21 protein-coding genes are annotated in these 25,022 nt (G+C 63.4%); 14 read left to right on the forward strand and 7 right to left on the reverse strand.

All coding sequences use genetic code 11. The features are described from left to right. The first annotated feature begins 58 nt into the window (after positions 1 to 58). The 7 genes from FN060_RS07290 to FN060_RS07320 all read left to right on the forward strand — a co-directional run bounded on the left by FN060_RS07290 (position 59) and on the right by FN060_RS07320 (position 8,407). Positions 59 to 2,329 carry a sensor histidine kinase NtrY-like gene (locus tag FN060_RS07290; protein ID WP_077547345.1) on the forward strand — a complete coding sequence of 757 codons (2,271 nt, stop codon included), beginning with the start codon at positions 59 to 61 and terminating at the stop codon, positions 2,327 to 2,329. Then, positions 2,319 to 3,683 carry a nitrogen assimilation response regulator NtrX gene (ntrX, locus tag FN060_RS07295; protein ID WP_077547346.1) on the forward strand — a complete coding sequence of 455 codons (1,365 nt, stop codon included), beginning with the start codon at positions 2,319 to 2,321 and terminating at the stop codon, positions 3,681 to 3,683. The genes FN060_RS07290 and ntrX overlap by 11 nt, the downstream gene beginning before the upstream one ends. A gap of 35 nt (positions 3,684 to 3,718) precedes the next feature. Further along, positions 3,719 to 5,095: a Trk system potassium transporter TrkA gene (trkA, locus tag FN060_RS07300; protein ID WP_142587493.1), complete on the forward strand. Its 1,377-nt coding sequence runs from the start codon at positions 3,719 to 3,721 to the stop codon at positions 5,093 to 5,095. 23 nt (positions 5,096 to 5,118) lie between these two features. Continuing rightward, a complete protein-coding gene (locus FN060_RS07305) occupies positions 5,119 to 5,982 on the forward strand; it encodes a D-amino-acid transaminase (RefSeq protein ID WP_142587494.1) in 864 nt (287 codons plus the stop codon). 110 nt (positions 5,983 to 6,092) lie between these two features. Beyond that, positions 6,093 to 6,335 carry an RNA chaperone Hfq gene (hfq, locus tag FN060_RS07310; protein WP_037155370.1) on the forward strand — a complete coding sequence of 81 codons (243 nt, stop codon included), beginning with the start codon at positions 6,093 to 6,095 and terminating at the stop codon, positions 6,333 to 6,335. Positions 6,336 to 6,379: 44 nt separating this feature from the next. Beyond that, entirely contained in the window at positions 6,380 to 7,750 is a 1,371-nt protein-coding gene (gene hflX / locus FN060_RS07315) for a GTPase HflX (RefSeq protein WP_425312148.1), read from the forward strand. A 69-nt stretch (positions 7,751 to 7,819) separates the two neighbouring features. Then, positions 7,820 to 8,407, forward strand: a complete 588-nt coding sequence (locus FN060_RS07320) for a YdeI/OmpD-associated family protein (RefSeq protein WP_142587495.1) — start codon at positions 7,820 to 7,822, stop codon at positions 8,405 to 8,407. 32 nt (positions 8,408 to 8,439) lie between these two features. Here FN060_RS07320 and FN060_RS07325 read toward each other — a convergent pair whose 3' ends face one another. Beyond that, positions 8,440 to 9,189 (reverse strand): SDR family oxidoreductase, encoded by a 750-nt coding sequence (locus tag FN060_RS07325; protein WP_142587496.1) that lies wholly within the window; start codon positions 9,187 to 9,189, stop codon positions 8,440 to 8,442. Between the two features lie 93 nt (positions 9,190 to 9,282). On the opposite strand from FN060_RS07325, the gene FN060_RS07330 reads away from it, so the two are divergent. Then, a complete protein-coding gene (locus tag FN060_RS07330; RefSeq protein ID WP_142587497.1) occupies positions 9,283 to 10,209 on the forward strand; it encodes an AraC family transcriptional regulator in 927 nt (308 codons plus the stop codon). A gap of 4 nt (positions 10,210 to 10,213) precedes the next feature. Here FN060_RS07330 and mazG read toward each other — a convergent pair whose 3' ends face one another. Both mazG and FN060_RS07340 read right to left on the reverse strand, forming a co-directional pair. Further along, the gene (gene mazG, locus FN060_RS07335; RefSeq protein WP_077547352.1) at positions 10,214 to 11,038 is read right to left on the reverse strand and encodes a nucleoside triphosphate pyrophosphohydrolase; all 825 of its coding nucleotides are present in this window, start codon (positions 11,036 to 11,038) and stop codon (positions 10,214 to 10,216) included. Between the two features lie 24 nt (positions 11,039 to 11,062). Continuing rightward, positions 11,063 to 11,641 carry a deaminase gene (locus FN060_RS07340; protein ID WP_142587498.1) on the reverse strand — a complete coding sequence of 193 codons (579 nt, stop codon included), beginning with the start codon at positions 11,639 to 11,641 and terminating at the stop codon, positions 11,063 to 11,065. A gap of 194 nt (positions 11,642 to 11,835) precedes the next feature. Between FN060_RS07340 and cysG the strand changes: the two genes are divergently transcribed. The 5 genes from cysG to FN060_RS07365 all read left to right on the forward strand — a co-directional run bounded on the left by cysG (position 11,836) and on the right by FN060_RS07365 (position 16,754). Next, on the forward strand, positions 11,836 to 13,272 hold the full coding sequence (cysG, locus tag FN060_RS07345; RefSeq protein ID WP_077547354.1) for a siroheme synthase CysG: 1,437 nt from the start codon (positions 11,836 to 11,838) through the stop codon (positions 13,270 to 13,272). Beyond that, positions 13,269 to 13,583, forward strand: coding sequence for a DUF2849 domain-containing protein (locus tag FN060_RS07350; protein WP_142587499.1), 315 nt, complete (start codon positions 13,269 to 13,271; stop codon positions 13,581 to 13,583). The genes cysG and FN060_RS07350 overlap by 4 nt, the downstream gene beginning before the upstream one ends. A gap of 7 nt (positions 13,584 to 13,590) precedes the next feature. Continuing rightward, entirely contained in the window at positions 13,591 to 15,261 is a 1,671-nt protein-coding gene (locus tag FN060_RS07355; protein WP_142587500.1) for a nitrite/sulfite reductase, read from the forward strand. 11 nt (positions 15,262 to 15,272) lie between these two features. After that, entirely contained in the window at positions 15,273 to 15,779 is a 507-nt protein-coding gene (locus FN060_RS07360) for a DUF934 domain-containing protein (RefSeq protein ID WP_142587501.1), read from the forward strand. 135 nt (positions 15,780 to 15,914) lie between these two features. Further along, positions 15,915 to 16,754: a ferredoxin--NADP reductase gene (locus tag FN060_RS07365; protein WP_142587502.1), complete on the forward strand. Its 840-nt coding sequence runs from the start codon at positions 15,915 to 15,917 to the stop codon at positions 16,752 to 16,754. Between the two features lie 97 nt (positions 16,755 to 16,851). On the opposite strand, the gene FN060_RS07370 is transcribed toward FN060_RS07365, so the two are convergent. Beyond that, on the reverse strand, positions 16,852 to 17,286 hold the full coding sequence (locus FN060_RS07370; protein ID WP_142587503.1) for a hypothetical protein: 435 nt from the start codon (positions 17,284 to 17,286) through the stop codon (positions 16,852 to 16,854). A gap of 1,056 nt (positions 17,287 to 18,342) precedes the next feature. On the opposite strand from FN060_RS07370, the gene FN060_RS07375 reads away from it, so the two are divergent. Then, on the forward strand, positions 18,343 to 19,578 hold the full coding sequence (locus FN060_RS07375) for a deaminase (RefSeq protein ID WP_244665714.1): 1,236 nt from the start codon (positions 18,343 to 18,345) through the stop codon (positions 19,576 to 19,578). Between the two features lie 453 nt (positions 19,579 to 20,031). Here the strand turns inward: FN060_RS07375 and uvrB are convergent, their stop codons facing one another. From uvrB to FN060_RS07390, 3 genes are all read right to left on the reverse strand, one after another. Further along, positions 20,032 to 23,160 (reverse strand): excinuclease ABC subunit UvrB, encoded by a 3,129-nt coding sequence (uvrB, locus tag FN060_RS07380; RefSeq protein ID WP_142587504.1) that lies wholly within the window; start codon positions 23,158 to 23,160, stop codon positions 20,032 to 20,034. A gap of 99 nt (positions 23,161 to 23,259) precedes the next feature. Continuing rightward, positions 23,260 to 23,652: a GFA family protein gene (locus tag FN060_RS07385; RefSeq protein ID WP_142587505.1), complete on the reverse strand. Its 393-nt coding sequence runs from the start codon at positions 23,650 to 23,652 to the stop codon at positions 23,260 to 23,262. 61 nt (positions 23,653 to 23,713) lie between these two features. After that, on the reverse strand, positions 23,714 to 24,922 hold the full coding sequence (locus tag FN060_RS07390) for an MFS transporter (RefSeq protein ID WP_142587506.1): 1,209 nt from the start codon (positions 24,920 to 24,922) through the stop codon (positions 23,714 to 23,716). Between the last annotated feature and the right edge of the window lie 100 nt (positions 24,923 to 25,022).

The raw sequence follows: 25,022 nt of genomic DNA on the forward strand, positions 1-25,022 counted from the left end.
AAGTCGGGTGCGGCGCTGACGGCAGCGAACTGATCTCGCACGCGCAAGGAGTTTAGCAATGGTCGAGGGCGTCTTTTCGCCCGCGGAAGAAGCCGGATCGGATCTTGAAGCCCAGGACCGTCGCGCATCCTTCGCATTGCCGGGCCTCCTGCTTGCCGGAGGGGCGCTTCTCTGCGCTATCCTCACTCTCTTCGTCCTGCTCGGACTCACGCCGATCGCGCCCACCACGCCGGTGGTCATCGCCTCCGCCGTCCTCAACGGCATCTTCGTTGTCGGGCTTCTCTATCTCATTGGTCGCGAGCTCAGCCGGCTGCTGAGAGCGCGCAACAGGGGACGGGCGGCCGCGCGTCTTCACATCCGTGTCGTTGCGCTTTTCTCGATCGTGGCAATCACGCCTGCGGTGCTTGTGGCACTGTTCGCGAGCATCACGCTGAGCGCGGGCCTTGACCGCTGGTTCTCCATACGCACGCAATCCATCGTCCGGTCCTCCACCGATGTGGCGCAGGCCTACATGATGGAGAATGCGAGCTACCTGCAGGGCCAGACGGTATCGATGGCCAATGACCTCGAGCGCAATCGCGCCACCTTCTACCTGGACCGCACCGGCTTCGTCGATCTGATGACCCGCCAGGCACGGGGCAGGGGGCTCCTGGGCGCCTTCCTCGTTCGAGAGGACGGGGCGGCGATCGCCCAGGCCGACATCTCGACGGAGCGCCCGCTCCCGGCCATACCCAAGGACGCTTTGGAAAAGGCGGCCGCAGGGCAGCCGACGCTGATCCCGCCTGGCGTGACCAATCTCGTCGGCGCCATCATCAAGCTGGATGCGTTTCCCGGAACATTCCTCTACACCATCCGCGCTGTTGATCCGAAGGTCATGGCCGCGATGCGTCTGATGGAGGACAATACGGCCGAATATCAGGCCATGGAGGCCGGCCGGGCATCATTGCAATTCGCCTTTGCGATCGTCTATCTGGGATTCGCATTGATCGTCCTCCTGGCCGCCATATGGACGGCCATTGCCGTTGCCGACCGGATCGTTCGTCCCATCCGCCTTCTGATCAGCGCAGCCGACAGCGTCGCCACGGGAGACTTGAACGTAGTCGTCCCGGTCCGGGCGGCCGATGGCGATGTCGGTAGCCTGTCGCGCACCTTCAACAAGATGATTTCCGAGATTCGCAGCCAGCGCGACGAGATCCTCGAGGCAAAGGATGAGGTGGACGACCGGCGGCGATTCATTGAGGCGGTTCTCTCGGGCGTGACCGCTGCCGTCATTGGCGTCGAGGACGACCGGCGGATCACCATCGTCAATCCGTCCGCTGAGGCGTTCCTGGGTCTGTCGGCCGAGCGGTTGATCGGGCGCAATCTCTCCGAAGTCGTGCCGGAGATCGACAGCGTCCTCTCGGAGGCTGCCTCCCGCGCCCGTAACGACTTCCGCAAGCAGGTCAACCTGATGCGGGGCGGCAAGGAGCGGACGCTGAGCGTCCAGGTTACGCGGGAAGAGCAGAGCACCTCTCGCGATTCCTATGTGATTACCCTCGACGACATTACCGACCTCGTCATCGCCCAGCGGTCGACTGCCTGGGCGGATGTCGCGCGTCGCATCGCTCATGAGATCAAGAACCCGCTGACGCCCATCCAGCTTTCGGCCGAGCGCTTGAAGCGCCGCTACGGCAAGCAGATCGCCGACGATGACCGGGCGGTCTTCGACCAGTGCACGGACACGATCGTGCGCCAGGTGGGGGACATCGGACGCATGGTGGACGAGTTTTCCTCCTTTGCTCGGATGCCGAAGCCGGCGAAGGAGCAGACGGATCTGCGCGACATCCTGCGCGATGCGGTCTTCCTGAGGGAAATGGGTACCACCCACGTGGAGTTCCTGCGGGAGCTGGGCGACGAGCCCCTGGTCGGAATGTTCGACGCGCGAATGCTCGGCCAGGCCTTCGGCAACCTCGTCAAGAATGCGGTGGAAGCCATTGAGGCCGTGCCGGGCGATCAGGAGCGCGACGGGCGGAAGGTCTGGGTCAGGGCGAACTACGAACCGGCCCGCGATACTTTCGTTGTCGACATCATCGACAACGGCAGCGGCCTCCCGGCTGAGAACCGGCACCAGATTCTGGAGCCGTACATGACGATGCGCGAAAAGGGCACGGGACTTGGCCTGGCGATCGTCAAGAAGATCATCGAGGAGCATGGGGGGCAGATTGAACTGCATGATGCGCCCCCTGAGTTCGATCATGGCCGCGGTGCCATGATCAGGGTCCTGCTGCCGCACATGGTAGCGGGCGGGATCGGAACTGAAACTGATAGGGAACTCGCATATGGCGTCTGATATTCTGGTCGTGGACGACGAGGTGGACATCCGCGAGATCGTCTCCGGAATCCTTTCCGACGAGGGTCACGAGACCCGGACGGCGCATGACAGCGACAGCGCGCTGGCAGCCATCTCCGATCGCGTGCCGCGGCTCGTCTTTCTCGACATCTGGATGCAGGGCTCCAAGCTCGACGGTCTCGCCCTGCTCGACGAGATCAAGAACCGGCATCCCGACCTGCCCGTCGTGATGATTTCCGGTCACGGCAACATCGAGACCGCCGTCTCGGCGATCAAGCGCGGCGCCTTCGATTTCATCGAAAAGCCGTTCAAGGCAGACCGGCTGATCCTGATCGCCGAGCGGGCGCTGGAAAACTCGAAGCTGAAGCGCGAGGTCAGCGAGTTGAAGCGGCGGACCGGTGACGCCGTGGAACTCGTCGGCACCTCCGTTGCCGTCTCGCAGCTTCGCCAGACCATCGACAAGGTCGCGCCGACCAACAGCCGCATCATGATTCTCGGGCCCTCCGGCTCCGGAAAGGAACTGGTCGCCCGGATGATCCACCGCAAGTCGTCCCGCGCCAACGGTCCGTTCGTGGCGCTGAATGCCGCGACGATTACGCCGGACCGGATGGAGGTCGCTCTCTTCGGCACCGAGGGCGGCCCCGGACAGCAGCGCAAGATCGGCGCCTTGGAGGAGGCACATCGTGGCATCCTTTATCTCGACGAAGTGGGCGAGATGCCGCGCGAGACGCAGAACAAGATCCTCCGTGTCCTCGTCGACCAGCAGTTCGAGCGGGTCGGCGGTTCGAAGCGGGTCAAGGTGGACGTACGGATCATCTCGTCGACCGCTTACAACCTGGAGAGCCTGATCGCGGAAAGCATCTTCCGCGAGGATCTCTACCACAGGCTCGCCGTCGTGCCGGTGAAGGTTCCGGCGCTGGCCGAGCGGCGCGAGGACATCCCCTTCCTGGTCGACATGTTCATGCGCCAGATTTCCGAACAGGCCGGCATTCGCACCCGCCGAATCGGCGAGGACGCCATGGCGGTGCTGCAGGCCCATGACTGGCCGGGCAACATCCGTCAGCTCCGCAACAATATCGAGCGGCTGATGATCCTGGCGCGAGGCGACAGCCCCGACAGCGTGATCTCGGCCGACATGCTGCCGACCGACCTTGGCGACATGCTCCCGAAGATTTCCTCCCAGGGCGATCATCACATCATGACCTTGCCGCTCCGCGAGGCCCGTGAAATGTTCGAACGCGATTACCTGATCGCGCAGATCAACCGCTTCGGCGGCAATATCTCGCGGACGGCGGAATTCGTCGGCATGGAACGGTCGGCCCTGCATCGCAAACTGAAGTCCCTCGGCGTCTAGGCCAGTCTCCGGCCTGCAGCCATGAAGGAAGCCCCATGAAAGTCATCATTTGCGGAGCGGGGCAGGTCGGCTACGGCATCGCCGAGCGCCTGTCCCAGGAAGACAACGACGTCTCCGTCATCGACACGTCCGCCTCGCTGGTTAACGCGATCACGGAGACGCTGGATGTGCGGGGCTATGTGGGGCACGGGGCGCATCCGGATATTCTGGCGAAGGCCGGCGCCGAGCAGGCGGACATGATCATCGCCGTGACCCTCTACGACGAGGTCAATATCGTCGCTTGCGAGGTGGCCCAGGCTCTGTTCAGCGTCCCCACCAAGATTGCCCGAATCCGCGCCCAGAGCTATCTGGCACCGGAATATTCGAATCTTTTCAGCCGCCAGAACATGTCGATCGATGTGACGATCTCGCCGGAGATCGAGGTCGGCAAGATGGTGCTGCGGCGGATTTCCTTCCCAGGCGCGACGGACATCGTCCGGTTTGCGGAGGACTCGATTGCCATGCTGGCAATCGAGTGCATGGAGGATTGCCCCGTCCTCAACACGCCGCTACAGCAGTTGAGCCAGCTGTTCCCGGACCTGATGGCGACGGTCGTCGGCATCTACCGCAATGGCAGGCTTGCCGTCAGCCGGTCGGCGGACCAACTGGAAGCGGGAGATCTCGCCTATGTCATCTGCCAGCGTGACCACGTGCGCCGTACGCTGGGTCTCTTCGGGCATGAGGAACAGGAAGCGCGCCGCATCATCATCGCCGGTGGCGGCAACATCGGCCACTATGTCGCACGCACAATCGAACAACTCCAGCCGAGAACCAGGCTGAAGATCATCGAGACCGATCGTGAGCGCGCCGCCGCCATTTCCGAGCAATTGCGCAACGCGGTCGTCCTGCATGGCTCAGCCCTCGACCAGAACATCCTGCAGCAGGCAGACGTCCAGGACGCGGATCTCTTCGTCAGCCTGACCAACAGCGATCAGATCAACATCCTCGGTGCGGTGATGGCCAAGTCACTCGGTTGCAAGTCGAACCTCGTGCTGATCAACAGCTCCTCGCTGAACAAGGTCACGCAGTCCCTCGGCATCGACGCGCAGATCAACCCGCGCGCCGTCACCATTTCCCGGGTGCTCCAGCATGTTCGCAAGGGACGCATCCGCTCGGTCTACGCCGTGCAGCAGGGCTCGGCGGAGGTGATCGAGGCCGAGGCACTCGAGACGTCGCCGCTGGTCGGCAAGCCCTTCCGCGAACTGGACCTGCCCGACGGCATCCGCATAGGCGCGATCTATCGCGGCGGTACCGTCATCCGCCCAAGCGGCGACACGAAGATCAAGGCGCATGATCGCGTCGTGCTGTTCTCCACCGCGGCGGCAGTCAAGAATGTCGAGCAGATGTTCCGCGTCTCCATTCAATATTTCTGAGCATCGATCGGATCGGCTAGCCCATGTCCAGAATTGCCTATGTCAACGGCCGCTACCTTCCCCACTCAGACGCCGCCATCCATATCGAGGATCGCGGTTTCCAGTTCGCAGATGGTGTCTACGAGGTCTGCGAGGTCCGCGACGGACTGATCATCGACCTGACCCGGCATCTCGACCGGCTCGACCGGTCTCTCCGCGAACTGCGCATCGCAAGTCCGATGGCGCGTGAGCCGCTGAAGCTCGTCATCAGGGAGGTCCTCCGCCGCAACCGGGTCAGGAACGGTCTCTTCTACCTGCAGGTGACGCGCGGGGTCGCCCGTCGCGACCATTACTTCCCCGCCGCCGGCACTTTGCCGACGCTGACCATCACCGCAAAATCCGTCGATCCGCAGCCGGCCCGGGCGCGGTACGAGACGGGGATCAAGGTCATCACAGTGCCGGAGAACCGCTGGGACCGCGTCGACATCAAGACGGTCGGCCTTCTTCCCAATGTCCTGGTGAAGCAGCAGGCTAAGGATGCCGGCGCCCAGGACGCCATATTCGTCGATGCCGCCGGCAAGGTCACCGAGGCGGCCTCCTCGAATGTCTGGATTGTCAGCGCCGATGGCATGCTGGTAACGCGTCCGGCCGAGCACGGGATCCTGCGCGGCGTCACGCGAACGACGGTGCTCGATGTGGCGGCCAGCCTCTCGGTCCCCGTCGAGGAGCGTGAGTTCACGGTCGAGGAAATGCTCGCGGCGCGCGAAGTCTTCCTCACCTCGGCGACGGGCTCGTGTGTTCCGGTGGTTGCCGTCGACGGGCGGACCATCGCCAATGGTCATCCTGGCAGCGTTGCCGCCGCCCTGCGTGGTGCCTTTTTGCACATTGCGGAAAAGACGCCGATTTGATAACGAGGATTTCATTGGGGGATGGAAGCACGAGGGCGCTTCCCGTATTTCTCTGAAATGTGATCAGATCATCCCGGCAGGATGCCGGCAAAAAAGAAAGAAGCGGCGCTATGGCGGAACGTTCTCAGAACTTGCAGGACCTGTTTCTTAATACTGTCCGTAAGCAAAAGATTTCTTTGACGATTTTTCTTATCAACGGTGTGAAGCTGACCGGCGTTGTCACCTCCTTCGACAATTTCTGCGTTCTCCTGCGCCGTGACGGCCATTCGCAACTCGTGTATAAGCACGCGATCTCTACCATCATGCCCGGCCAGCCGATGCAGATGTTCGAGAGCGAAGAAAACGCGGCCTGACAGGACAGTAGCTGATTAAACATCGCGACACCTCGAATGAATCGATGATCCCGGAGACCGACCGTCGCCGGGACGACATGCGCGCCGTGGTGCTCGTGCCGGTGCTGAAGAACGCCCGCGCCTCCCGTGCAGCACAGCCTGAGGCTGCACCCGCACCCCAGCGGTCGGAGGAGGCACGCCTCGAGGAGGCCATCGGCCTTGCCCGGGCGATCGACCTCGAAGTCGTGCAGGGTCTGATCGTGCAGGTCTCCCAGCCTCGCCCGGCCACTCTTATGGGAACGGGCAAGATGGGCGAGATCAAGGCGCTGCTCGACCAGCACGACGCCGGCCTTGTCATCGTCGACCATCCGCTGACGCCGGTACAGCAGCGCAATCTCGAAAAAGAATGGAACGCCAAGGTCATCGACCGGACCGGTCTGATCCTGGAAATCTTCGGCCGCCGCGCCTCCACCAAGGAGGGCACGCTGCAGGTCGATCTCGCCCATCTGAATTACCAGAAGGGTCGCCTTGTCCGAAGCTGGACCCACCTTGAGCGGCAGCGCGGTGGCGCAGGCTTCATGGGTGGTCCCGGCGAAACCCAGATCGAGGCCGACCGGCGGCTGCTCCAGGAGCGCATCGTCAAGCTCGAGCGCGAACTGGAGCAGGTGGTGCGAACCCGTCAGCTTCACCGCGCCAAGCGCCGCAAGGTGCCGCATCCGATCGTTGCCCTCGTCGGCTACACGAACGCCGGAAAATCGACCCTCTTCAACCGCATGACCGGTGCCGGCGTTCTGGCCGAGGACATGCTGTTCGCCACGCTCGATCCGACGCTGCGCCGCATGAAGCTGCCGCATGGGCGCACCGTCATCCTGTCCGATACCGTCGGCTTCATTTCCGATCTGCCGACGCACCTTGTTGCAGCCTTCCGCGCCACGCTTGAAGAAGTGCTCGAAGCGGATCTCATCCTGCATGTCCGCGACATGTCCGATCCGGACAACGCTGCGCAATCTGCAGACGTCATGCGCATCTTGTCCGATCTCGGCATCGACGAGAAGGAGCGGGAGGCCCGGATCATCGAGGTCTGGAACAAGATCGACCGCCTCGATCCCGAGGCCCATGATGCGATGGCGGAACGGGCAAGCGGCCGCGATAACATCATGGCCGTGTCGGCGATCACGGGCGAGGGCGTCGATGCGCTGCTGGCAGAGATCGCCCGCCGGCTGTCCGGCGTGCTGACCGAAACCACGGTCGCGATACCGGCAGACAAGCTGGCGCTCGTCTCCTGGGTCTACGAGAACGCGATCGTCGACGAGCGCCGAGACCAGGAGGACGGTTCGGTCGAGCTCGACGTGCGGCTCTCCGAAAGCCAGGCGGCAGCGCTCGAGCGCCGGCTTGGCAATGGCCCCAAGCCCGAGAAGGAAGACTGGGAGCGGTAGTCCGCAGCGGTGCCGCCCACGCCTTCGGTTGCATTCTGAAACACGTTATTCATGGGTGGGAGGAGCACCATGAGCGATGACGACCGGAAGATCGATGCCTTCTTCTCCGATCAGGAGCGTTGGCGCGAGGAACTCCTGGCCCTGAGAAAGATCCTCCTGGACTGCGGGCTTGTCGAAACATTCAAGTGGAGCTCCCCCTGCTACACCGTCGACGATGGCAATGTCGCGCTGCTGTGGGGTTTCAAGGATGCGGCCACGCTCGGTTTCTTCAAGGGCGTCCTCCTGAAGGACCCTGAGAAAATCCTCATCGCGCCCGGAGAGAATTCCCGGTCCTCGCGCATCCTCCGCTTCACCGGGACTGCCCAGATTGCCGGACTGGAGAAGACGATCAAGGCCTATGTTCGCGAGGCCATGGAGCTGGAGCGCGCGGGTGCCAGGGTCGACATGCCGAAGGATGATCTCGATTATCCGGAGGAACTTGTCTGCGCCCTTGGGGAGGATCCTGAATTGCAAGCTGCCTTCGAAGGCCTCACTCCCGGCCGCCGGCGCGGCTATGTCCTCCATTTCTCCCAGGCCAAGCAGTCCCAGACGCGTCGCGCACGCATCGAAAAGCATCGCAGCCGCATCCTGGCGGGCAAGGGAATGCACGACCGATAGCCGTGGCTCTCCCCGGACCGCCAGAGACTTCGCTATCCGGCTAGTGCCACCGCATCCGCGCCGGCAGCGATGCGCATGGGCGACAACGGATCGGTGGCCGCCCGCCAAACCGCCGCCACCACATCGGCCGGATGCGTGACTGGCGCCTCCACTTGCTGTTCCCGGGCGCTGAAGATCTGCTTGACGAAATCTTCATACGGGCTTGGAAAGCCGCCCTGATCCTGCAGCCGGCTGCGCGCAGTTCCGCCGAAAGCCGTGTCCGGAGCCCGTCCCGGCAGCACCAGCCGGACCCTGATGTTGAACGGCTCAAGCTCCAGTGCGGCCGATTCCGTGAAAGCGTTCACGGCCGCCTTGCTCGCGGTGTAGGCGGACAGGAGCGGCAGCGGCTTCAGCGTCACGCTCGAGGACACATTGATGATGACGCCCTCCCGGCGTTTGCGGAACTGCGGCAGCACGGCCTGCGTCATCGCCATCGTGCCGAAGGTGTTCGTCTCGAAGAGGTCCCGCACGGTCTCCATCGGCGTGCCTTCTATGACGTTCATCCAGCCGATGCCGGCATTGTTGACGAGCACGTCGATCGGGCCTGCCGCTTCCAAGGCCGCACAAATGCTCTCGGCATCACGCACATCCAGCGCCAGAACCGTGAGATTGCCGGAGGAGGGGAGGACGTCGTTTCGCGGCCTGCGCATGGTAGCGACCACACGCCAGCCCTTGTCGAGGAAGAACTTTGCGATTTCCAAGCCGAAGCCGGACGAGCAGCCAGTGATCAATATGGTTTTCATATCTGTCTCCGAGGTTGTGTCCGAGCATCATGGACCGCGCAAGCGCGACTAGCTATAATGATAGGTACCAAAAACGTTATCGAGAGTATTCGAATGACTGATCCGCTCGCCGAAATGGTTGGGGTCCTTGCACCCGGCGTGCCTATGTCAAAGGTGGTCAGCGGCTCGGGGAGCTGGCGCGTCGATCGCCTCGAACAGGGTAACCCGTTCTATTGCGTGGTTCTGGAAGGAAGCGCGGACCTCTGGGTTCAGGGGCGCCCGCCGATCACCCTGCAGGAAGGCGACTTCGTCTTGATCCCGGCCGCCTTCGCCTTCACCATGTCCAGCGCGCAGGACACCGACAGGAACGAGGAGACCCGGTGGACAATCACCATGCTGGAGGGAGAGACGAGGCACGGGGATCCGCACGGGCCCGCGGATGTCCGCTTGCTGATCGGTCACTTCGTCTTCGGTTCGCCCGACAGGAACTTGCTCGTTTCCCTTCTGCCGCAACTCCTGCACATCCGCGGCGAACAACGCCTGTCCATGCTGGTCCGACTGATCACTGATGAGGCCCGCACCGACCGGCCGGCGCGGGAGATGATCCTTGCGCGCCTGCTCGAAGTCCTGCTCGTGGAAGCCTTGCGCTCTGCCGCCGCTGAAGCTGCGCCACAGGGGATCGTTCGCGGGCTTGCCGATCCGCGCCTGGCGCTCGCCATCCGGCGCCTGCACCAGGATCCGGCAAGGCCCTGGACGGTCGAACAAATGGCAAAGGAGGCAGCCCTTTCCCGCTCCGCATTCTTCAACCGCTTCCGCCAGAAGGTGGGTGTCGCACCGATGGATTATCTGACGTCCTGGCGCATGGCGCTGGCGAGGAACCTGCTGCGCTCAGGGCAGGCGGGACTGCAGGAGATTGCTGAACGTGTCGGCTACGGCTCCGCCAGCGCGTTCAGCACCGCATTCACGCGGCTGGTCGGCGTACCGCCCTCGCGATTTGCTGAGCAGGCGGCAGTCAACCGCCTCTCCGCCGCAGCCGCTTGAGCCGTTATCGCTCTCCCAGCTTCGCCGCCTGCCAGAGCTCTTCCATCCGCTCCAGTGTCGCCGCTTCGAGCGTCTCGCCTGATTTCTGAAGTTCCGTCTCGATGTGCCTGAACCGACTCCGGAACTTCGTGTTCGTGCCGCGCAGCGCATCCTCTGGGTCGGCGTCGACGTGGCGGCCGATGTTGACCAGCGCGAAGATGAGGTCGCCGAGTTCGTCCTTCACTTTGTCCTTCTGTCCGCCGCGGAGCGCCTCGCGCAACTCGGCAACCTCCTCCTCGATCTTGTCGAGGATTGGCTCTGCCTCCGACCAGTCGAAGCCGACCTTCGCCGCCCGCTGCTGCAGCTTCAGTGCTTCCGTCAGCGCCGGCTGGCTGCGCTGGACGCTGCCGAGATAGCCGGCCTTGAAGTCTTCCTGGATCCCACGCCGTGCCCGCCGCTCGGCGCGCTCGCGCTTCTCCTCCGTCTTGATCTCATCCCACTGGACTTTGACGGCGCCGGGCGTATCAGCGTCAGAGATCGCGAAGACATGCGGGTGGCGGCGGATCATCTTGCGGGTCACAGCATGGACGACGTCGCCGAAGGAGAACTCACCGGCCTCCTCGGCCATCTGTGCGTGGTAGACGACCTGCAGCAGGAGGTCGCCCAACTCCTCGCAGAGGTCGTCGAGGTCGTTACGCTCGATGGCGTCGGCCACCTCATATGCCTCCTCGATCGTATAGGGCTTGATCGTCTCGAAGGTCTGCACGATGTCCCAGGGGCAGCCGCTTTGCGAATCGCGCAGCGCCTTCATGATGTCGATCAGGCGGGAGATGTCTCGTGAAGCTTCCATGGCGTCGATGGTCCTCAGCGAACTTTAGCGGAGCGGGATGGAATTAGCGGACTTGCCGGCCTGATAGGTGCCGGAAAGCCGGTCATAGGCCGCGCGGATTCTTGCCGACTGCTCCAGCAGAGCCGTTCGTTTTGGCTCTTCCTCCACCGCCACGAGGTCTGCGATCGCATGTGAATGCCAGAAGGCGTTCTGCCGCCGGTAGCCGCCTGGTGGAAGGCCGAAGACTTCGTTCAGGATCTTCAGGTCATGCGGAATGGCGAAGGCGTCGCGCGAATCCTCGTGGCTGAAGAAATAGTAGAAATTGTCGAAGCCCGCCCAAGTGATCGCCGACATGCACATGGTGCAGGGTTCGTGGGTGGAGAGGAAGATCAGGTCCTTGGTGTCGGGCTTTGCGTCCAGTTCGTAGAAGCGCTTCAGCGCATGCACCTCGCCGTGCCAGAGCGGGTTCCCCATCTCGTTGTTGGTCTCGGCGAGCACCAGCGACAGGTCGGACTTGCGTAGGATCGCCGCGCCGAACACCTTGTTGCCGGCCGCCACGCCGGCCTCCGTCAGCGGCAGGATGTCATTCTCCATGACGTCGAGGAGGCGGGCAACAAGGGACATGGCTTCTTCCTTAGGGACGGGCCGCCGGACGGATGCGGAATCACCGCCGGCGCCTGCGGGTATCGGTGGCTTTTACTCAAGATGGCAGGCGAGCGAGAACAGAAATGTTCGCACGCCGTGCAACTCGCATATCGGTTTCTTCTGTCTCAAGGTGCGATGGGTGATATTGTGCAGCCAAGCTCGAAAAGGTCGTCATGTCCACCACCCGTTTGACAACATTCCCGGCATTCTTCCGCGTCAGCGGTAGGACCGTTGCAGTCTTCGGCAATGGCGACGAGGCGTTCGCCAAGGTCCGGCTGCTGCGCAACACGGATGCACACATCGTCGCCTATGCCGAGGATCCGGAACCCGATTACCGGGACTATCTGGCAGCAAACAAGCTTGACGTCATCGCCGCTTCTTTCGCGGCTGACCAGGTGGACGGTGCCGCTCTCGTCTTCGCTGCGACCGGCGACGAGCAGCAGGATCAGGCCATTGTCACGGCTGCCCGCGCCGCGAGGATTCCGGCCAATGCGGTCGACCAGCCGGAATTTTGTGACTTCCTCACCCCGGCCCTCGTCAACCGTGCGCCGGTTGCCGTCGCGATCGGCACGGAAGGAGCAGGTCCGGTGCTGGCGCAGATGATCCGCGCCCGCGTCGACCAGATGCTTTCGCCGTCGCTCGGCCGGCTCGCTTCCCTTGCCGTTGATTACCGGGATTCCGTCGAACGGTTGATCCCCAAGGGGGTATCGCGTCGCATCTTCTGGCGCCGCTTCTTCACCGGCGCTGTCGCAGACAGCGTTGATGCAGGTGACGTCTCCGGCGCCCGCCGCTCTGCCAATGCCCTGCTTTCCACCTCGGGCCGGGCCGAAGGCCATGTCTGGCTCGTGGGTGCCGGCCCCGGTGCCGAGGATCTGCTCACGCTGCGCGCCCAGCGCGTGCTGATGGAAGCCGATGTGATCGTCTATGACGCTCTCGTCCCCCAGGCAATCGTCGACATGGGCCGCCGTGATGCGGAGCGCCTGTCCGTTGGGAAGCGCAAGAACTGTCATTCCAAGTCGCAAGGCGAGATCAATCGTCTGCTGGTGCGGCTGGGGCAGGATGGCAAGCGCGTGGTGCGCCTCAAGTCGGGCGATCCGCTGGTCTACGGCCGGGCAGGGGAGGAGATGGCTGCTCTCCGCGAGGCCGGCATCTCTTACGAGATCGTGCCGGGCATCACCTCCGCCTTTGCCGCAGCCGCCGATTTCGATCTGCCGCTGACGCTGCGGGGTGTCGCCTCCTCGCTCATCTTTACGACCGGCCACGACCTCACCGGCGACGTAATGCCAGACTGGGCAAGGCTCGCTGTGTCCGGCGCCACCATCGCCGTCTACATGGGCCGCTCGGTTGCCGCCTCCGTGGCCGGCCGGCTGGTGGAAGCCGGCCTGTCGCCAGACACGACCGTGGCCGTGGTGGAAAATGCCAGCCGCACCGATCGCCGTCTTTTCCACGGGGTCCTGAAGGAACTTCCGGATCTCGAGGCGAGGGACGATCTCGCCGGTCCGGTCATGGTCATCATCGGCGAGGCTGTCGCCGGTGCGAATTTTCAAAGATCCGAGCCCCTGTCCGCATGGACTGCGACGGCTCGCGCTAGGATGGGAAGTGAAGCATGACGGACAAGGTCCTCACCGCAAACAGGCTGACGGACGGCATCGCCGTATGGCTGGATGCCAACGGCCATTGGGTGGAAAACCTGCAGGACGCCCTGGTCGCCCGCCATGCCGAGGCCGTCGCCTCGCTGGAAGCGATCGGCAAGCGGGACTTCGCCGCCAACCGCGTCGTCGACGTCAATGTCATCGACGTGCAGGAAGTCGCTGGCAAGCTTTGGCCGATCCGGCTGCGCGAGCGCATCCGTGCTGCCGGCCCCACCATGGAATACGCCGCGGGCTACCGCCCGGCCGATGCGGCCTTCATCGCAGTCTGAGGATATCATGTATCGTTACGACGAATTCGACCACGCCTTCGTCAAGAGCCGCGTCGAGCAGTTCCGCGACCAGGTCAACCGCCGCCTCTCCGGGGAACTGACGGAGGACGCGTTCAAGCCTCTGCGCCTGATGAACGGCGTCTACCTGCAGCTGCATGCCTACATGCTGCGGATCGCCATTCCCTACGGCACGCTGAACGCCAGGCAGATGCGCATGCTGGCGCATGTGGCGCGCACGTATGACCGGGGCTACGGGCACTTCACCACGCGGCAGAACCTCCAGTTCAACTGGCCGAAGCTGTCGGACACGCCGGCCATTCTCGACGAGCTGGCGACGGTCGAGATGCATGCGCTGCAGACCTCCGGCAACTGCATCCGCAACGTCACCGCAGACCACTTTGCCGGCGCCGCCGCCGACGAGGTGGCCGATCCGCGTCCCTATGCCGAGATCCTGCGCCAGTGGTCTTCGGTCCACCCGGAATTCTCCTACCTGCCGCGCAAGTTCAAGATCGCCGTCACCGGGGCCGAGCGCGACCGGGCGGCGATACAGGTCCACGACATCGGCCTGCACCTGAAGAAGAACGACAAGGGCGCGCTCGGCTTTGCCGTCTATGTCGGCGGCGGGCAGGGGCGTACGCCGCTGGTGGCCAAGAAGATCCGCGACTTCCTGCCGGAAGAGGATCTGTTGACCTACACCACCGCGATCGTGCGCGTGTACAACCTCTTCGGCCGGCGCGACAACAAGTTCAAGGCGCGCATCAAGATCCTCGTCCACGAGATCGGCGTGGAGGAGATGACGCGGCGCGTGGAGGAGGAATTCTCGCACCTGAAGGGCACCGAGCTGACGCTGCCGGAGGCCGATATCGACGCAATCACCCGCTATTTCGCGCCTCCCTCCCTGCCGGAGCGGCCGGAGGGCTGGGGGCAGATCGCCGGCTGGAAGAAGGAGGATCCGGATTTCGCGCGCTGGGTGGACCAGAACGTCGAGCCGCACAAGCATCCCGATTACGGCATGGTGACGATCTCGCTGAAGCCGATCGGCGGCATTCCGGGGGATGCGTCGCACGAGCAGATGGATGCGATCGCCGACATCGCCGAGGAATATGCCTTCGACGAGATCCGTATCAGCCACGAGCAGAACGTCATCCTGCCGCATGTGGCACTGGCGGATCTCGAGCCGGTCTACCGCGCCCTCGTCGCCCAGGGACTGGCGACGGCCAATGCCGGGCTGATCACCGACATCATCGCCTGTCCGGGCCTCGACTATTGCGCGCTGGCCAATGCACGCTCGATTCCGGTGGCGCAGGAGATTTCGACCCGCTTCGGATCACCGGAGCGGCAGGCGGAGATCGGCGAGCTGAAGATCAAGATCTCCGGCTGCATCAACGCCTGCGGTCACCACCATGTCGGCCATATCGGGCTTTTGGGCGTGGAGAAGAAGGGCGCCGAGCTCTACCAGATCACGCTCGGCGGTTCCGGCGACGAGAACACCTCGATCGGCGAGATCATCGGCCGCGGCTTCGAGCCGGCCAAGGTGACCGATGCGGTGGAGACCATCGTCGACACCTATCTCGGGCTTCGCCTGTCGAAGGAGGAGACCTTCCTGGAAGCCTATCGCCGCGTCGGGCCGCAGCCGTTCAAGGATGCGCTCTACGGTTCGACGGCGGAAGCGGCTTGAAGGGGCGGATGATGACCAGGATCTGGAAGGAAACCGGCTTCGTCGAAAACGACCCCTGGGTGGTCGAGACCGAAGAGAATCCCGCGACGGGCGAGCAGAAACCGCTGCTGTCCCTCGACCAACTGATCGAGAAGGCGGAGGCGAGCAACGACGTCGGCCTCGGCGTTCTGATCAGGCCCGCCGACGATGTGCACCGGCTCCAGCCTTATCTCGACCGGCTGGCGATCGTAGCGGTGGAATTTCCCGCCTTCAACGACGGCCGGGCATTTTCGCATGCCTCGCTGCTGCGGGAACGGCTGGGTTACCAAAATGAGCTGCGGGCGTTGGGCGACGTGCTGATCGACCAGATCCCGCTGATGCTGCGGGTCGGGATCGACAGTTTTGCGGTGACCAACGAGACGGCGCTGCGACGGCTGGCGGAAGGCCGGCTGCCGGCCATTCCCGTCCACTACCAGCCGGCCGCGCGACCGGCAGCCGATGCCCCCGGCTACAGCTGGCGCCGCCGCTCCACCGGCTGACCGGTCGGAAGCGGAATTTCCGGCACATATTTTCCGGGCGCGCCGCGGCATAAGCACGCGGGTGCCTTCAATTTGCGGGGCGGATGGTATATTTCGCTCCGCAGCCCACCAGACGACAAGCGAAACGGACGCCGCATGAACGCTCCAGCCAAGACGGAAGACTTCGTTGCCCCCGGGGCCGAGAACAAGCCGGCCGGCATTCCGGACAATGTCTATGCCGAGACGGTGCTGGCGGTGGAGCACTATACGGACTTCCTGTTCCGCTTCCGCATGACGCGCCCGGCCGGCTTCCGCTTCCGCTCCGGCGAATTCGCCATGATCGGCCTGATGGTCGGCGACAAGCCGATCTACCGCGCCTATTCGATCGCCAGCCCCGCCTGGGACGAGGAACTGGAATTCTTTTCCATCAAGGTGCCGGATGGGCCGCTCACCTCGCATCTGCAGAAGATCAAGCCCGGCGACACGGTGCTGATGCGCAAGAAGCCGACCGGCACGCTGGTGCTCGATGCGCTGACGCCGGGCAAGCGCCTCTACATGTTCTCCACCGGCACCGGGATTGCGCCGTTCGCGAGCCTGATCCGCGATCCGGAGACCTACGAGAAGTTCGACGAGGTGATCCTCACCCATACCTGCCGCGAGGTGGCGGAACTGAAATACGGCTTCGACCTCATGGAGGAGATCAGGAACCACGAATTCCTCTCGGAGATCGTCGGGGACAAGCTGAAGCACTACCCGACCGTCACCCGCGACCCCTCCTATCCGAACCAGGGCCGCATCACCGACCTGATCGAGAGCGGCAAGCTGTTCACCGATCTCGGCGTGCCGCCGCTCGACCCGGCCACCGACCGCGGCATGATCTGCGGCTCGACCGAGATGCTGAAGGACACCAAGGCGCTGCTCGAGAAGGCCGGCCTCACCGAAGGCGCCAACAGCCAGCCGGCTGAGTTCGTGATCGAACGGGCGTTTGTGGGGTGAGGCGCGTCCGGGCGCGACGCGCCCGGCAAAACGCTCCAGTGGAGCGTTTTGAGCGCCGAACGCCCGAAGCGCAAGCGCAGGGCCGGGGGGCAGCGCCTCATCCTCTCCCCCCTTCCTCTCCGTCCTTTCCCGACGTCCGCTCCCTGTCGAACTGCGCCAGCCGCTTCTCCCGCGCCCGCCACTCGGCGTCCCATTTCTCCCTCCGCCACCTGCCGGGATCGGTTCGGGCAATGGCGATCCCCAGGTCGTTGTGCGTCCGGCGTTCTCCCTCGCGCGCCTCGAACCAATGCGGGTCCGTGCCGAGAAAATGCCAGGCGGCAGCGGCCTCATGATAGACGGTGTCGAAAATCCGGCGCTGCTCGGCCGTCAGGTTCCTCATGCAGCAGCGCTCGCCGGTGGAGCGGAAGCACCAGAGGCAGCGGTTCTTGCGGCGGCACGCGCGGCGCCGGCAGACGAGGTGCGGAAGCGCCAGCGCCTCGGCGGTGCGGGCGGCGAGGTGCGGGTCGATGGCAGGTGGCTTGGTGTCGGACATGGTAACCCCTTGGCGATCCGCGGTTTTCGCTTCGCTCTCCCGAGGAGGACGAAGCAGGTGTTGGACGGGGCGCTGAAAGCTGCCTCGTAAAGTTAGTTTATGTGGCACCTCTCAGCGCCCCGTTCGGCAGTTTGTGCCCGCGACTCCGGTCTCTCTGCAAAGGCCGAATGGGGAGGTGTTTGACCGCCGGTTTCCCGGGTTCCGAGGCTCCTTGCCCCGGCATCTCGTCGGACTTGAAGGTCCGGCGACACCATCCTCATCGGCCCCCCTGTGTGCCGCACAGGCACGCCCGGCGCGCTCTTTCGGGCATCAAGAGACGAGGGCCGGTCCGTAACCCTTCGTCTCTCCCCGTGTCGCCGGAGGGAGACCATTTTCCGCGGACCCCGATGATGAGGACTTACGTCGTTTCCTCATCACCAGCGCCGGCCCCGCCTCGCCAGGACGCCTCCTGGTGTATCCGCGGCGGGACAGGGGAAGTATGGGCACGGGTTTGGCGGACGGGGATGAGGAGGGGGGTAAGTGGTTGATATTTGGTGGGTGGGTGTGCGGTTTTTGGGGGGGAAGGCCTGAGGCACAAGGTCACCTTCGTCATCCTCGGGCTTGGCCCGAGGATCCAGCCGCCGTGCGTCTGCACGGCGAGAGCAACCATTCGTGGTCTTTAGTAGCGATGCCCCGGAGACTGCAGCCCAAGGCAGGCCTCACCCACCAGAAACAAGCTCGAGGTAGCTTACGTGCGTATGGTTGTCGACGCTACCGTAAATCGTACTTGTGGTTGAGGTCCTCTATTAGTTCATCTGTGACCTCGTAGGGTCCACGCCGCTCCAGCGGCCTGCTTGTCAAGTTCCTGAGCGCTACCAACAACTGCTCACCAAGCCACTTGACTTCGTTGACTTGTGAAACCGGCGCATCCTTCACGACCACGCAATCGCTTGACATTGTCGCCTCCACCAAAGGTTGCTATTACACATCTCATTAAACGCGATTCCTGCGCGTTCTCATAACGATTAATTTCTAGCTTTGTTCACAAATTATCAATGCTTGTCGGGGAGGGGCGGTATGGATGATTCTAGAAAGCCGGAGCTCGTTATCGGCCTCGTCGGTCCAATTGGCGTGGACCTAGACTATGTTCAAGACGTCATCATAAGAGAACTCGCAAATCTTCAGTACAAGTCAGTCCCACTACGCATCACTGAACTGATGAAGGCTATTGCCACCGGGGTGGCCGTTGACGAGACTTCCTTCAGTGCGAAATATCACTCCCTCATCGCCTACGCTGACAAAGTTTGCGAAATCGCTGGTAGCTCTGCAGCGCTGGCAGCGCTGGCGGTTGCTCGCATAAGGGCGGAGAGAGAAGCAATCACTTCAGATCCAGAAAAACCGGCTCTGGGCTACGCTTACATCATCCGGCAATTCAAGCGACCTCACGAAATCGAGCTGATGAGGAAAACCTACGGAAGGAAGTTTATCCAAATTTCGATTTCGGCTTCCGAGAAGGAACGTCGCGCCGAAATCGCCAGAAAGATAAAAGAATTTGATGAATCTGCAAAAGATAAAGATGAATGTGAAAAAGAGGCGATAGACCTCATAAAAAAAGACTTTGACGAGGGCATCGGAAGTTTTGGTCAGAAAATATCGAATATATTCCACCTCGGTGACATTTTCGTCTATGGAATGAACAAAAAGAACATCGATGAGACGCTCAAGCGGTTTTTTGAATCGTTCTTCGGGCACAATGGACGGTCTCCCACGAAGATGGAATACGGGATGTACACGGCCGCTGCCGCTTCTCTGCGTTCTATAGATCTCTCTCGTCAAGTGGGGGCGTCGGTATTCACTGCAGCGGGAGAGATCCTCGCGATGGGATGCAATGAAGTGCCACGGGCTTTCGGAGGAACCTACTGGGCTGAGGATGGAGAGAACGCGCAGCGCGATTTCGAACGTGGTCGAGATGCCAATCATTCACGCAAACTTGAGATCCTTCACGATCTACTAGAGAGGATGAATAAGGCAGGATTCCTGTCTAATGAGCTGGCCTCGAAAAGCAACGCAGTAGAGCAGCTTAGGGAGATTATGAGCCACGAAGATATCAAAGACTCTCAGGTGATGGACATTATTGAGTTTGGCCGGATGATCCATGCGGAGATGTCTGCAATAACAGATGCTGCTAGAACAGGTGTCAGCATACGGGGCGCAACCATGTACTGCACCACATTCCCGTGTCACATGTGCGCGAAACATATCGTCTCATCAGGCATCAGATCTCGAGCCATACCCCAAGAGCTACGCAGTTGAACTGAATTCCGACTCGATCACGTTCGAAGATGACCTTTCTGAGAAGAAGGTCTTGTTCCGGCCCTTCGTGGGAATATCTCCGCGTCGATACCGGGACATATTCGAAAAGCGTTCCCGCAAAAAAGAGGATGGCCGCAGGAAGGATTGGTACTACGGTGAGCCACTGCCAATGATCGAGGATAAAAGCCCGGCATATATCGAAAACGAAGACTCAAGCATAATTTCGCAACTGGGGCCGGATATCGTTTCTCAGCTTTCTGCCGCGAGTTAGCTGGCGCCTATCGGCCTCTGCTCTCGCTGATGCGAAGAAGACGCTTACGAAGATAGGATCCTCATCGAAGCGGCACAAGAGGCAAGGCGTAGGCGCAACTTGCAAGTTCTAGCGATTAGCTGACGCTAAGGTGCTGCCTTCAAATTCTCTCCTCAAGAGAGAAAAAGGAGGCTGCTAATGCCTCACCGCCCCGGACGGCCAGTCTTGCCCTTCGTCCGCCCCTTGCGCTTCTGCTCGCCGGGATCTTCGTAGCTGCCGACGCCGACCTTGCCGCGGATGACGGGGGACGGGTCGCCGCGCTCCGGCTGGCCTTCCAAGAGCGGCGAGAAGCGCTGGCCCGACCCCCTCACCAAGTTCGCCTCGCCAATCGGCTGCGCCTCTTGGGGCGAACTATCCTCTCCCACAAGGGGAGAGGAGGGGGCGGCGCCCGGTTTTGTCGGCAGCTTGCCGGGGAGGGGTTTTTCGGTGCGGCCGACCGTCATTTCGTCCAAGGTGTTCTTGCGGAAGAGGGGGGTCGGCATGTCGGTGCCGGGGCCCATGTCGTTCAAGCTGGGCTTGGTGAAGTAGGAGGATTGTTCCTCACCCGTGGCTTTGGGTCCTCGGGTCTCGCTGCGCTCGCCCGAGGATGACGAAGGAGAAGGAGTGCCCGAGGATGACGAAGGAGAGGGTGTGCCCGATGGCAACGACTGGCGGGTGGCCTGGGCGTTGCGCTTGGCGCCTTCCATGGCCTTCGACTCCTCGCGCGCAATGGGATCGTCCATGGCCGACAGTTCCACAGCCTTGAGGCGCTTGATCTCGTCGCGCAGGCGCGCGGCTTTTTCGAAGTCGAGGTCGGCGGCGGCGTTGCGCATGTCCTTTTCCAGCGCGTTGAGATGCGCCTGGAGGTTGTTGCCGACGAGGTGGCCGCCATCGGCAAAACCCTTGCCGGAGACGCCGGAGATATCGGCGCGGACGTGGTCGCGCTCGTAGACGGAATCGAGGATGTCGGAGATGTTGCGCTTCACCGATTCCGGCGTGATGCCGTGTTCCTCGTTATAGGCCATCTGCTTTTCGCGGCGGCGCGCGGTCTCGTCCATCGCCCGCTGCATGGAGCCGGTGATATTGTCCGCATAGAGGATGACCTTGCCGTCCACGTTTCGCGCGGCGCGGCCGATGGTCTGGATCAGCGAGGTTTCGGAGCGGAGGAAACCTTCCTTGTCGGCATCGAGGATGGCGACAAAGCCGCATTCGGGAATGTCGAGGCCCTCGCGCAGCAGGTTGATGCCGACCAGCACGTCGAAGGCGCCGAGGCGCAGGTCGCGGATGATCTCGATGCGCTCCAGCGTGTCGATGTCGGAATGCATGTAGCGGACGCGCACGCCCTGCTCGTGCAGGTATTCGGTGAGGTCTTCGGCCATGCGCTTGGTGAGAACGGTGCAGAGCGTGCGGTAGCCCTTGCTCGCGGTCTCGCGGATCTCGCCGAGCACGTCGTCGACCTGGCTCTTGGCCGGGCGGACTTCCACCGGCGGATCGATGAGGCCGGTCGGCCGGATGACCTGTTCAGCGAAGACGCCGCCGGCCTGTTCCATCTCCCAGTTGCCGGGCGTGGCGGAGACGGCGACGGTCTGCGGCCGCATGGCGTCCCACTCCTCGAAGCGCAGCGGCCGGTTGTCCATGCAGGACGGCAGACGGAATCCGTACTCCGCGAGGGTAGCCTTACGCCGGAAGTCGCCGCGATACATGCCGCCGATCTGCGGAATGGTGACATGGCTCTCGTCGATGAAGATCAGCGCATTGTCGGGGATGTATTCGAACAGCGTCGGCGGCGGCTCGCCGGGGCGGCGGCCGGTGAGATAGCGCGAATAGTTCTCGATGCCGGCGCAGGAGCCGGTCGCCTCCATCATCTCGATGTCGTAGCGGGTGCGCTGCTCCAGCCGCTGGGCCTCCAGCAGGCGGCCGGCGGCCTCGAGCTCGGCGAGGCGGTGCTTCAGCTCCTCCTTGATCGACTTGATGGCGGCATTCAGCGTCGGGCGCGGCGTGACATAGTGGGAGTTGGCGTAGATCTTCACCGACTTCAGGTCGCCGGTCTTCTGGCCGGTGAGCGGGTCGAATTCGGTGATCGCGTCGATCTCATCGCCGAACATGGAGATGCGCCAGGCGGCATCCTCCAGGTGGGCGGGGAAGATCTCGATGGTATCGCCTCTCACCCTGAAACTGCCGCGCTGAAAGTCCATGTCGCGGCGCTTGTACTGCTGGGCGACGAGATCGGCGAGCAGCTGGCGCTGGTCGAGCCGGTCGCCGACCGACATCTGGAAGGTCATGGCGGTATAGGTTTCCACCGAGCCGATACCGTAGATGCAGGAGACGGAGGCGACGATGATGCAGTCGTCGCGCTCGAGGATGGCGCGGGTGGCGGCGTGGCGCATCCGGTCGATCTGCTCGTTGATCGACGATTCCTTCTCGATATAGGTGTCGGAGCGCGGCACATAGGCTTCCGGCTGGTAGTAGTCGTAATAGGAGACGAAATACTCCACCGCATTGTCCGGGAAGAAGCTCTTGAACTCCGAATAGAGCTGGGCGGCGAGCGTCTTGTTGGGCGCCAGGATGACGGCCGGGCGCTGCGTCGCCTCGATCACCTTGGCCATGGTGAAGGTCTTGCCCGAGCCGGTGACGCCGAGAAGCACCTGGGAGCGCTCGCCGGTGTTGATGCCCTCGACGAGATCGGCGATCGCCGTCGGCTGGTCGCCGGCGGGCTGGTACTCCGACGCCATGCGGATGGAAATGCCGCCTTCGGACTTTTCCGGCCGGGCCGGGCGGTGCGGCGTCCACAGCTTGCCGTCCTTGAACAGCGGATTGCCGCTCTCGATCAGCTTGGCCAGCGCATCGACCGTCGCGGTGACCGCGCCGGGCGCGAGCGACTTTGCCTCCTCCAGCGAGACGTCGAGGCCGGCGACCGGGTTGAGGCCGGCGGCGGCGCGGGTGGCCGGGTCCGACGAGGCGCCGATGGAGACGCCGCGGGCGGTTTTTGACGCCGTCGTGTGCTTGGCGGTTTTCTGGGCGATTTTCGGGGCCGTCTTCGCCGTGTCCTTGGCCGCTTCCTTGATCGCGGCTTCGCGGGCGGCGATCTCGATCTTCTTGCGGTGCTTGCCGGCCTTGGAGGCGATCTCGCGCTGCGTCTCGATGCCCGAGGCTTCCGCCTCCGCCTCCATCTGCTTCACCCAGTCCGAGACGCTGCCGGAGAGCGGCGCGCCTTCGAAACCGGATTGCGGGGCTTCCTCGAAACCGTCGTTTTTCGGGCTCGGGGGTGCGGACTTGCGGTGGGATTTGGCCATCGCCGGAATATGGCGAGAGTCCGGGGGAAAGTGAAGAGGGCGGACCGCAAAAATGAGTACAAAAGGGAAACGTGAAAACGCTGTCTCCGGCCGGTGACGTCAGTCCTCCGTACGGCCGGTGCCCTCGCGGTCGTGCGCGTAATGGTGCTTCAGGGGCAAGGGCGGCAGCCAGGCCTCGCGGCGGATCGTCCAGAGCTCGTAGGTGGGGGTGAACTGGTCCGGGGCATCGAGCGCGCCGAGCGCCACCTCGACCTCGTCGGCGCTGGTGCCGAAGACGGAGGAGCCGCAGCGGGGGCAGAAGTGCCGGCCGCGAAACGCCGACGTCTCGCCCTCGATCGTCACCGCGTCGGTCGGGAAGATCGCGGAGGCGTGGAAGAGGGCGCCGTGGTGCTTGCGGCAGTCGAGGCAGTGGCAGAGGCCGGTGCGGTAGGGCTTGCCGCGGGCGGTGAGCCGGACGCTTCCGCAGAGGCAGCCGCCGGTGACGTCGTCCATGATCCGCTCCTTCCTGTCGTGACGGGAGGCTAGGGCGAAGGCCCGGCGGCGGCAAGTTCTCTCAGGCCACGGCGCCGGCCGGTTCTGCCTCCTTGCCCGGCAGCGGCGGGAAGGCGAGCGCGATGGCGACCGCCCCGAGGCCCACCAGCGCCGACCCGATGAACAGCCACTGGTAGCTGGCAAAGGCGTCGAAGGCCCAGCCGCCCGCGAGCGGGCCGAAGGCCATGCCGACCGACGACAGCATGGTGGCGGCGCCGAAGACGGTGCCCACCACATGCGGGCCGAAATATTCCCTCGCCAGCACCGCATAAAGCGGCATGACGCCGCCATAGGTGCCACCAAAGATCACCGCCAGCGTGTAGAAGCTCGTCAGACTGTCTGCAGCGAGATAGGCCGAGATCACCGCCGCCTGGACGAGGAGGCCGGCGACCAGCACCGGCTTGACGCCGATCCGGTCGGCGAGCACGCCGAAGAGCACGCGGCCGCCAAGCCCCGCCAGCCCCTCGACGCTGTAGATGCTGACGGCGGCCATGGGCGCGATGCCGCAGAGCGTGGCATAGCTCACCATGTGGAAGATCGGCCCGGAATGGGCGGCACAGCAGGCAAAGAAGGTGAAGCCGAGCACGAGGAATTGCGGCGTCAGCAGCAGGCGCGAGAGCGGCTGGCGGCGCGCCTCCACCGCGCTTGCCTGATCGCTCTCCGAGAGCGCCGGCGGACGGCGGATCAGGAGTGCGGTGGGCAGGAGGATCGCCCAGGCGCAGACGCCGATCATCAGCATGGCAGTGCGCCAGTCAGTGGCGGAAATCAGATAGCGGGCGAGCGGCGAGACGGTCATCGGCGCCATGCCCATGCCGGCGGAAACGAGCGAGACGGCAAGGCCGCGCTGCTCGTCGAACCAGGTCATCACGGCGGCGATCATCGGCGCGAAGAAGGCGCTGGCGGCAAGCCCCACCAGCGTTCCATAGGCGAGCTGGAAGGCGAGAAGGCTTTCGGCGCGGCTTGCCAGCACCAGCGCCAGGCCGAGCAGGACCGAACCGATCAGCACCACGATCCGGGCGCCAAAACGGTCGGTGAGCGAGCCCCACAGGAAGCCGCCGAGGCCCATGACCAGGAAGTTCAGCGTCATGGCGGTGGAAATGCCGGCGCGCGACCAGCCGGTCTCGCTCGCCACCGGCTCCAGGAAGATCGCCAGCGAAAACATGGTCCCCGCCGCCACGCAGCCCATCAGCCCGCCGGCGGCGACAATTACCCAACGATATGCACTTGCCATGACCCTCTCCCGTACAAGGCCGGCGGTGGCGCCGGCGAGGTTATATGAGGCAAGGACGGATGGGGAGAGGGGATTCCGACAGGGGGTGGCAGATACAGCG

The organism is Pseudorhizobium halotolerans (assembly GCF_902153235.2).
Lineage (GTDB): Bacteria > Pseudomonadota > Alphaproteobacteria > Rhizobiales > Rhizobiaceae > Neorhizobium > Neorhizobium flavum.

Bases quoted from the DNA above. Each gene is read 5' to 3' on its own strand.
- FN060_RS07355 (WP_142587500.1), top strand. From the start codon at position 13,591: ATGTATCGTTACGACGAATTCGACCACGCCTTCGTCAAGAGCCGCGTC.
- FN060_RS07305 (WP_142587494.1), top strand. From the start codon at position 5,119: ATGTCCAGAATTGCCTATGTCAACGGCCGCTACCTTCCCCACTCAGAC.
- mazG (WP_077547352.1), bottom strand. From the start codon at position 11,038: ATGGAAGCTTCACGAGACATCTCCCGCCTGATCGACATCATGAAGGCG.
- uvrB (WP_142587504.1), bottom strand. From the start codon at position 23,160: ATGGCCAAATCCCACCGCAAGTCCGCACCCCCGAGCCCGAAAAACGAC.
- FN060_RS07340 (WP_142587498.1), bottom strand. From the start codon at position 11,641: ATGTCCCTTGTTGCCCGCCTCCTCGACGTCATGGAGAATGACATCCTG.
- FN060_RS07365 (WP_142587502.1), top strand. From the start codon at position 15,915: ATGAACGCTCCAGCCAAGACGGAAGACTTCGTTGCCCCCGGGGCCGAG.
- FN060_RS07370 (WP_142587503.1), bottom strand. From the start codon at position 17,286: ATGTCCGACACCAAGCCACCTGCCATCGACCCGCACCTCGCCGCCCGC.
- FN060_RS07330 (WP_142587497.1), top strand. From the start codon at position 9,283: ATGACTGATCCGCTCGCCGAAATGGTTGGGGTCCTTGCACCCGGCGTG.
- FN060_RS07390 (WP_142587506.1), bottom strand. From the start codon at position 24,922: ATGGCAAGTGCATATCGTTGGGTAATTGTCGCCGCCGGCGGGCTGATG.
- cysG (WP_077547354.1), top strand. From the start codon at position 11,836: ATGTCCACCACCCGTTTGACAACATTCCCGGCATTCTTCCGCGTCAGC.
- FN060_RS07290 (WP_077547345.1), top strand. From the start codon at position 59: ATGGTCGAGGGCGTCTTTTCGCCCGCGGAAGAAGCCGGATCGGATCTT.
- hfq (WP_037155370.1), top strand. From the start codon at position 6,093: ATGGCGGAACGTTCTCAGAACTTGCAGGACCTGTTTCTTAATACTGTC.
- FN060_RS07385 (WP_142587505.1), bottom strand. From the start codon at position 23,652: ATGGACGACGTCACCGGCGGCTGCCTCTGCGGAAGCGTCCGGCTCACC.
- trkA (WP_142587493.1), top strand. From the start codon at position 3,719: ATGAAAGTCATCATTTGCGGAGCGGGGCAGGTCGGCTACGGCATCGCC.
- ntrX (WP_077547346.1), top strand. From the start codon at position 2,319: ATGGCGTCTGATATTCTGGTCGTGGACGACGAGGTGGACATCCGCGAG.
- FN060_RS07320 (WP_142587495.1), top strand. From the start codon at position 7,820: ATGAGCGATGACGACCGGAAGATCGATGCCTTCTTCTCCGATCAGGAG.
- FN060_RS07375 (WP_244665714.1), top strand. From the start codon at position 18,343: ATGGATGATTCTAGAAAGCCGGAGCTCGTTATCGGCCTCGTCGGTCCA.
- FN060_RS07360 (WP_142587501.1), top strand. From the start codon at position 15,273: ATGACCAGGATCTGGAAGGAAACCGGCTTCGTCGAAAACGACCCCTGG.
- hflX (WP_425312148.1), top strand. From the start codon at position 6,380: ATGATCCCGGAGACCGACCGTCGCCGGGACGACATGCGCGCCGTGGTG.
- FN060_RS07350 (WP_142587499.1), top strand. From the start codon at position 13,269: ATGACGGACAAGGTCCTCACCGCAAACAGGCTGACGGACGGCATCGCC.
- FN060_RS07325 (WP_142587496.1), bottom strand. From the start codon at position 9,189: ATGAAAACCATATTGATCACTGGCTGCTCGTCCGGCTTCGGCTTGGAA.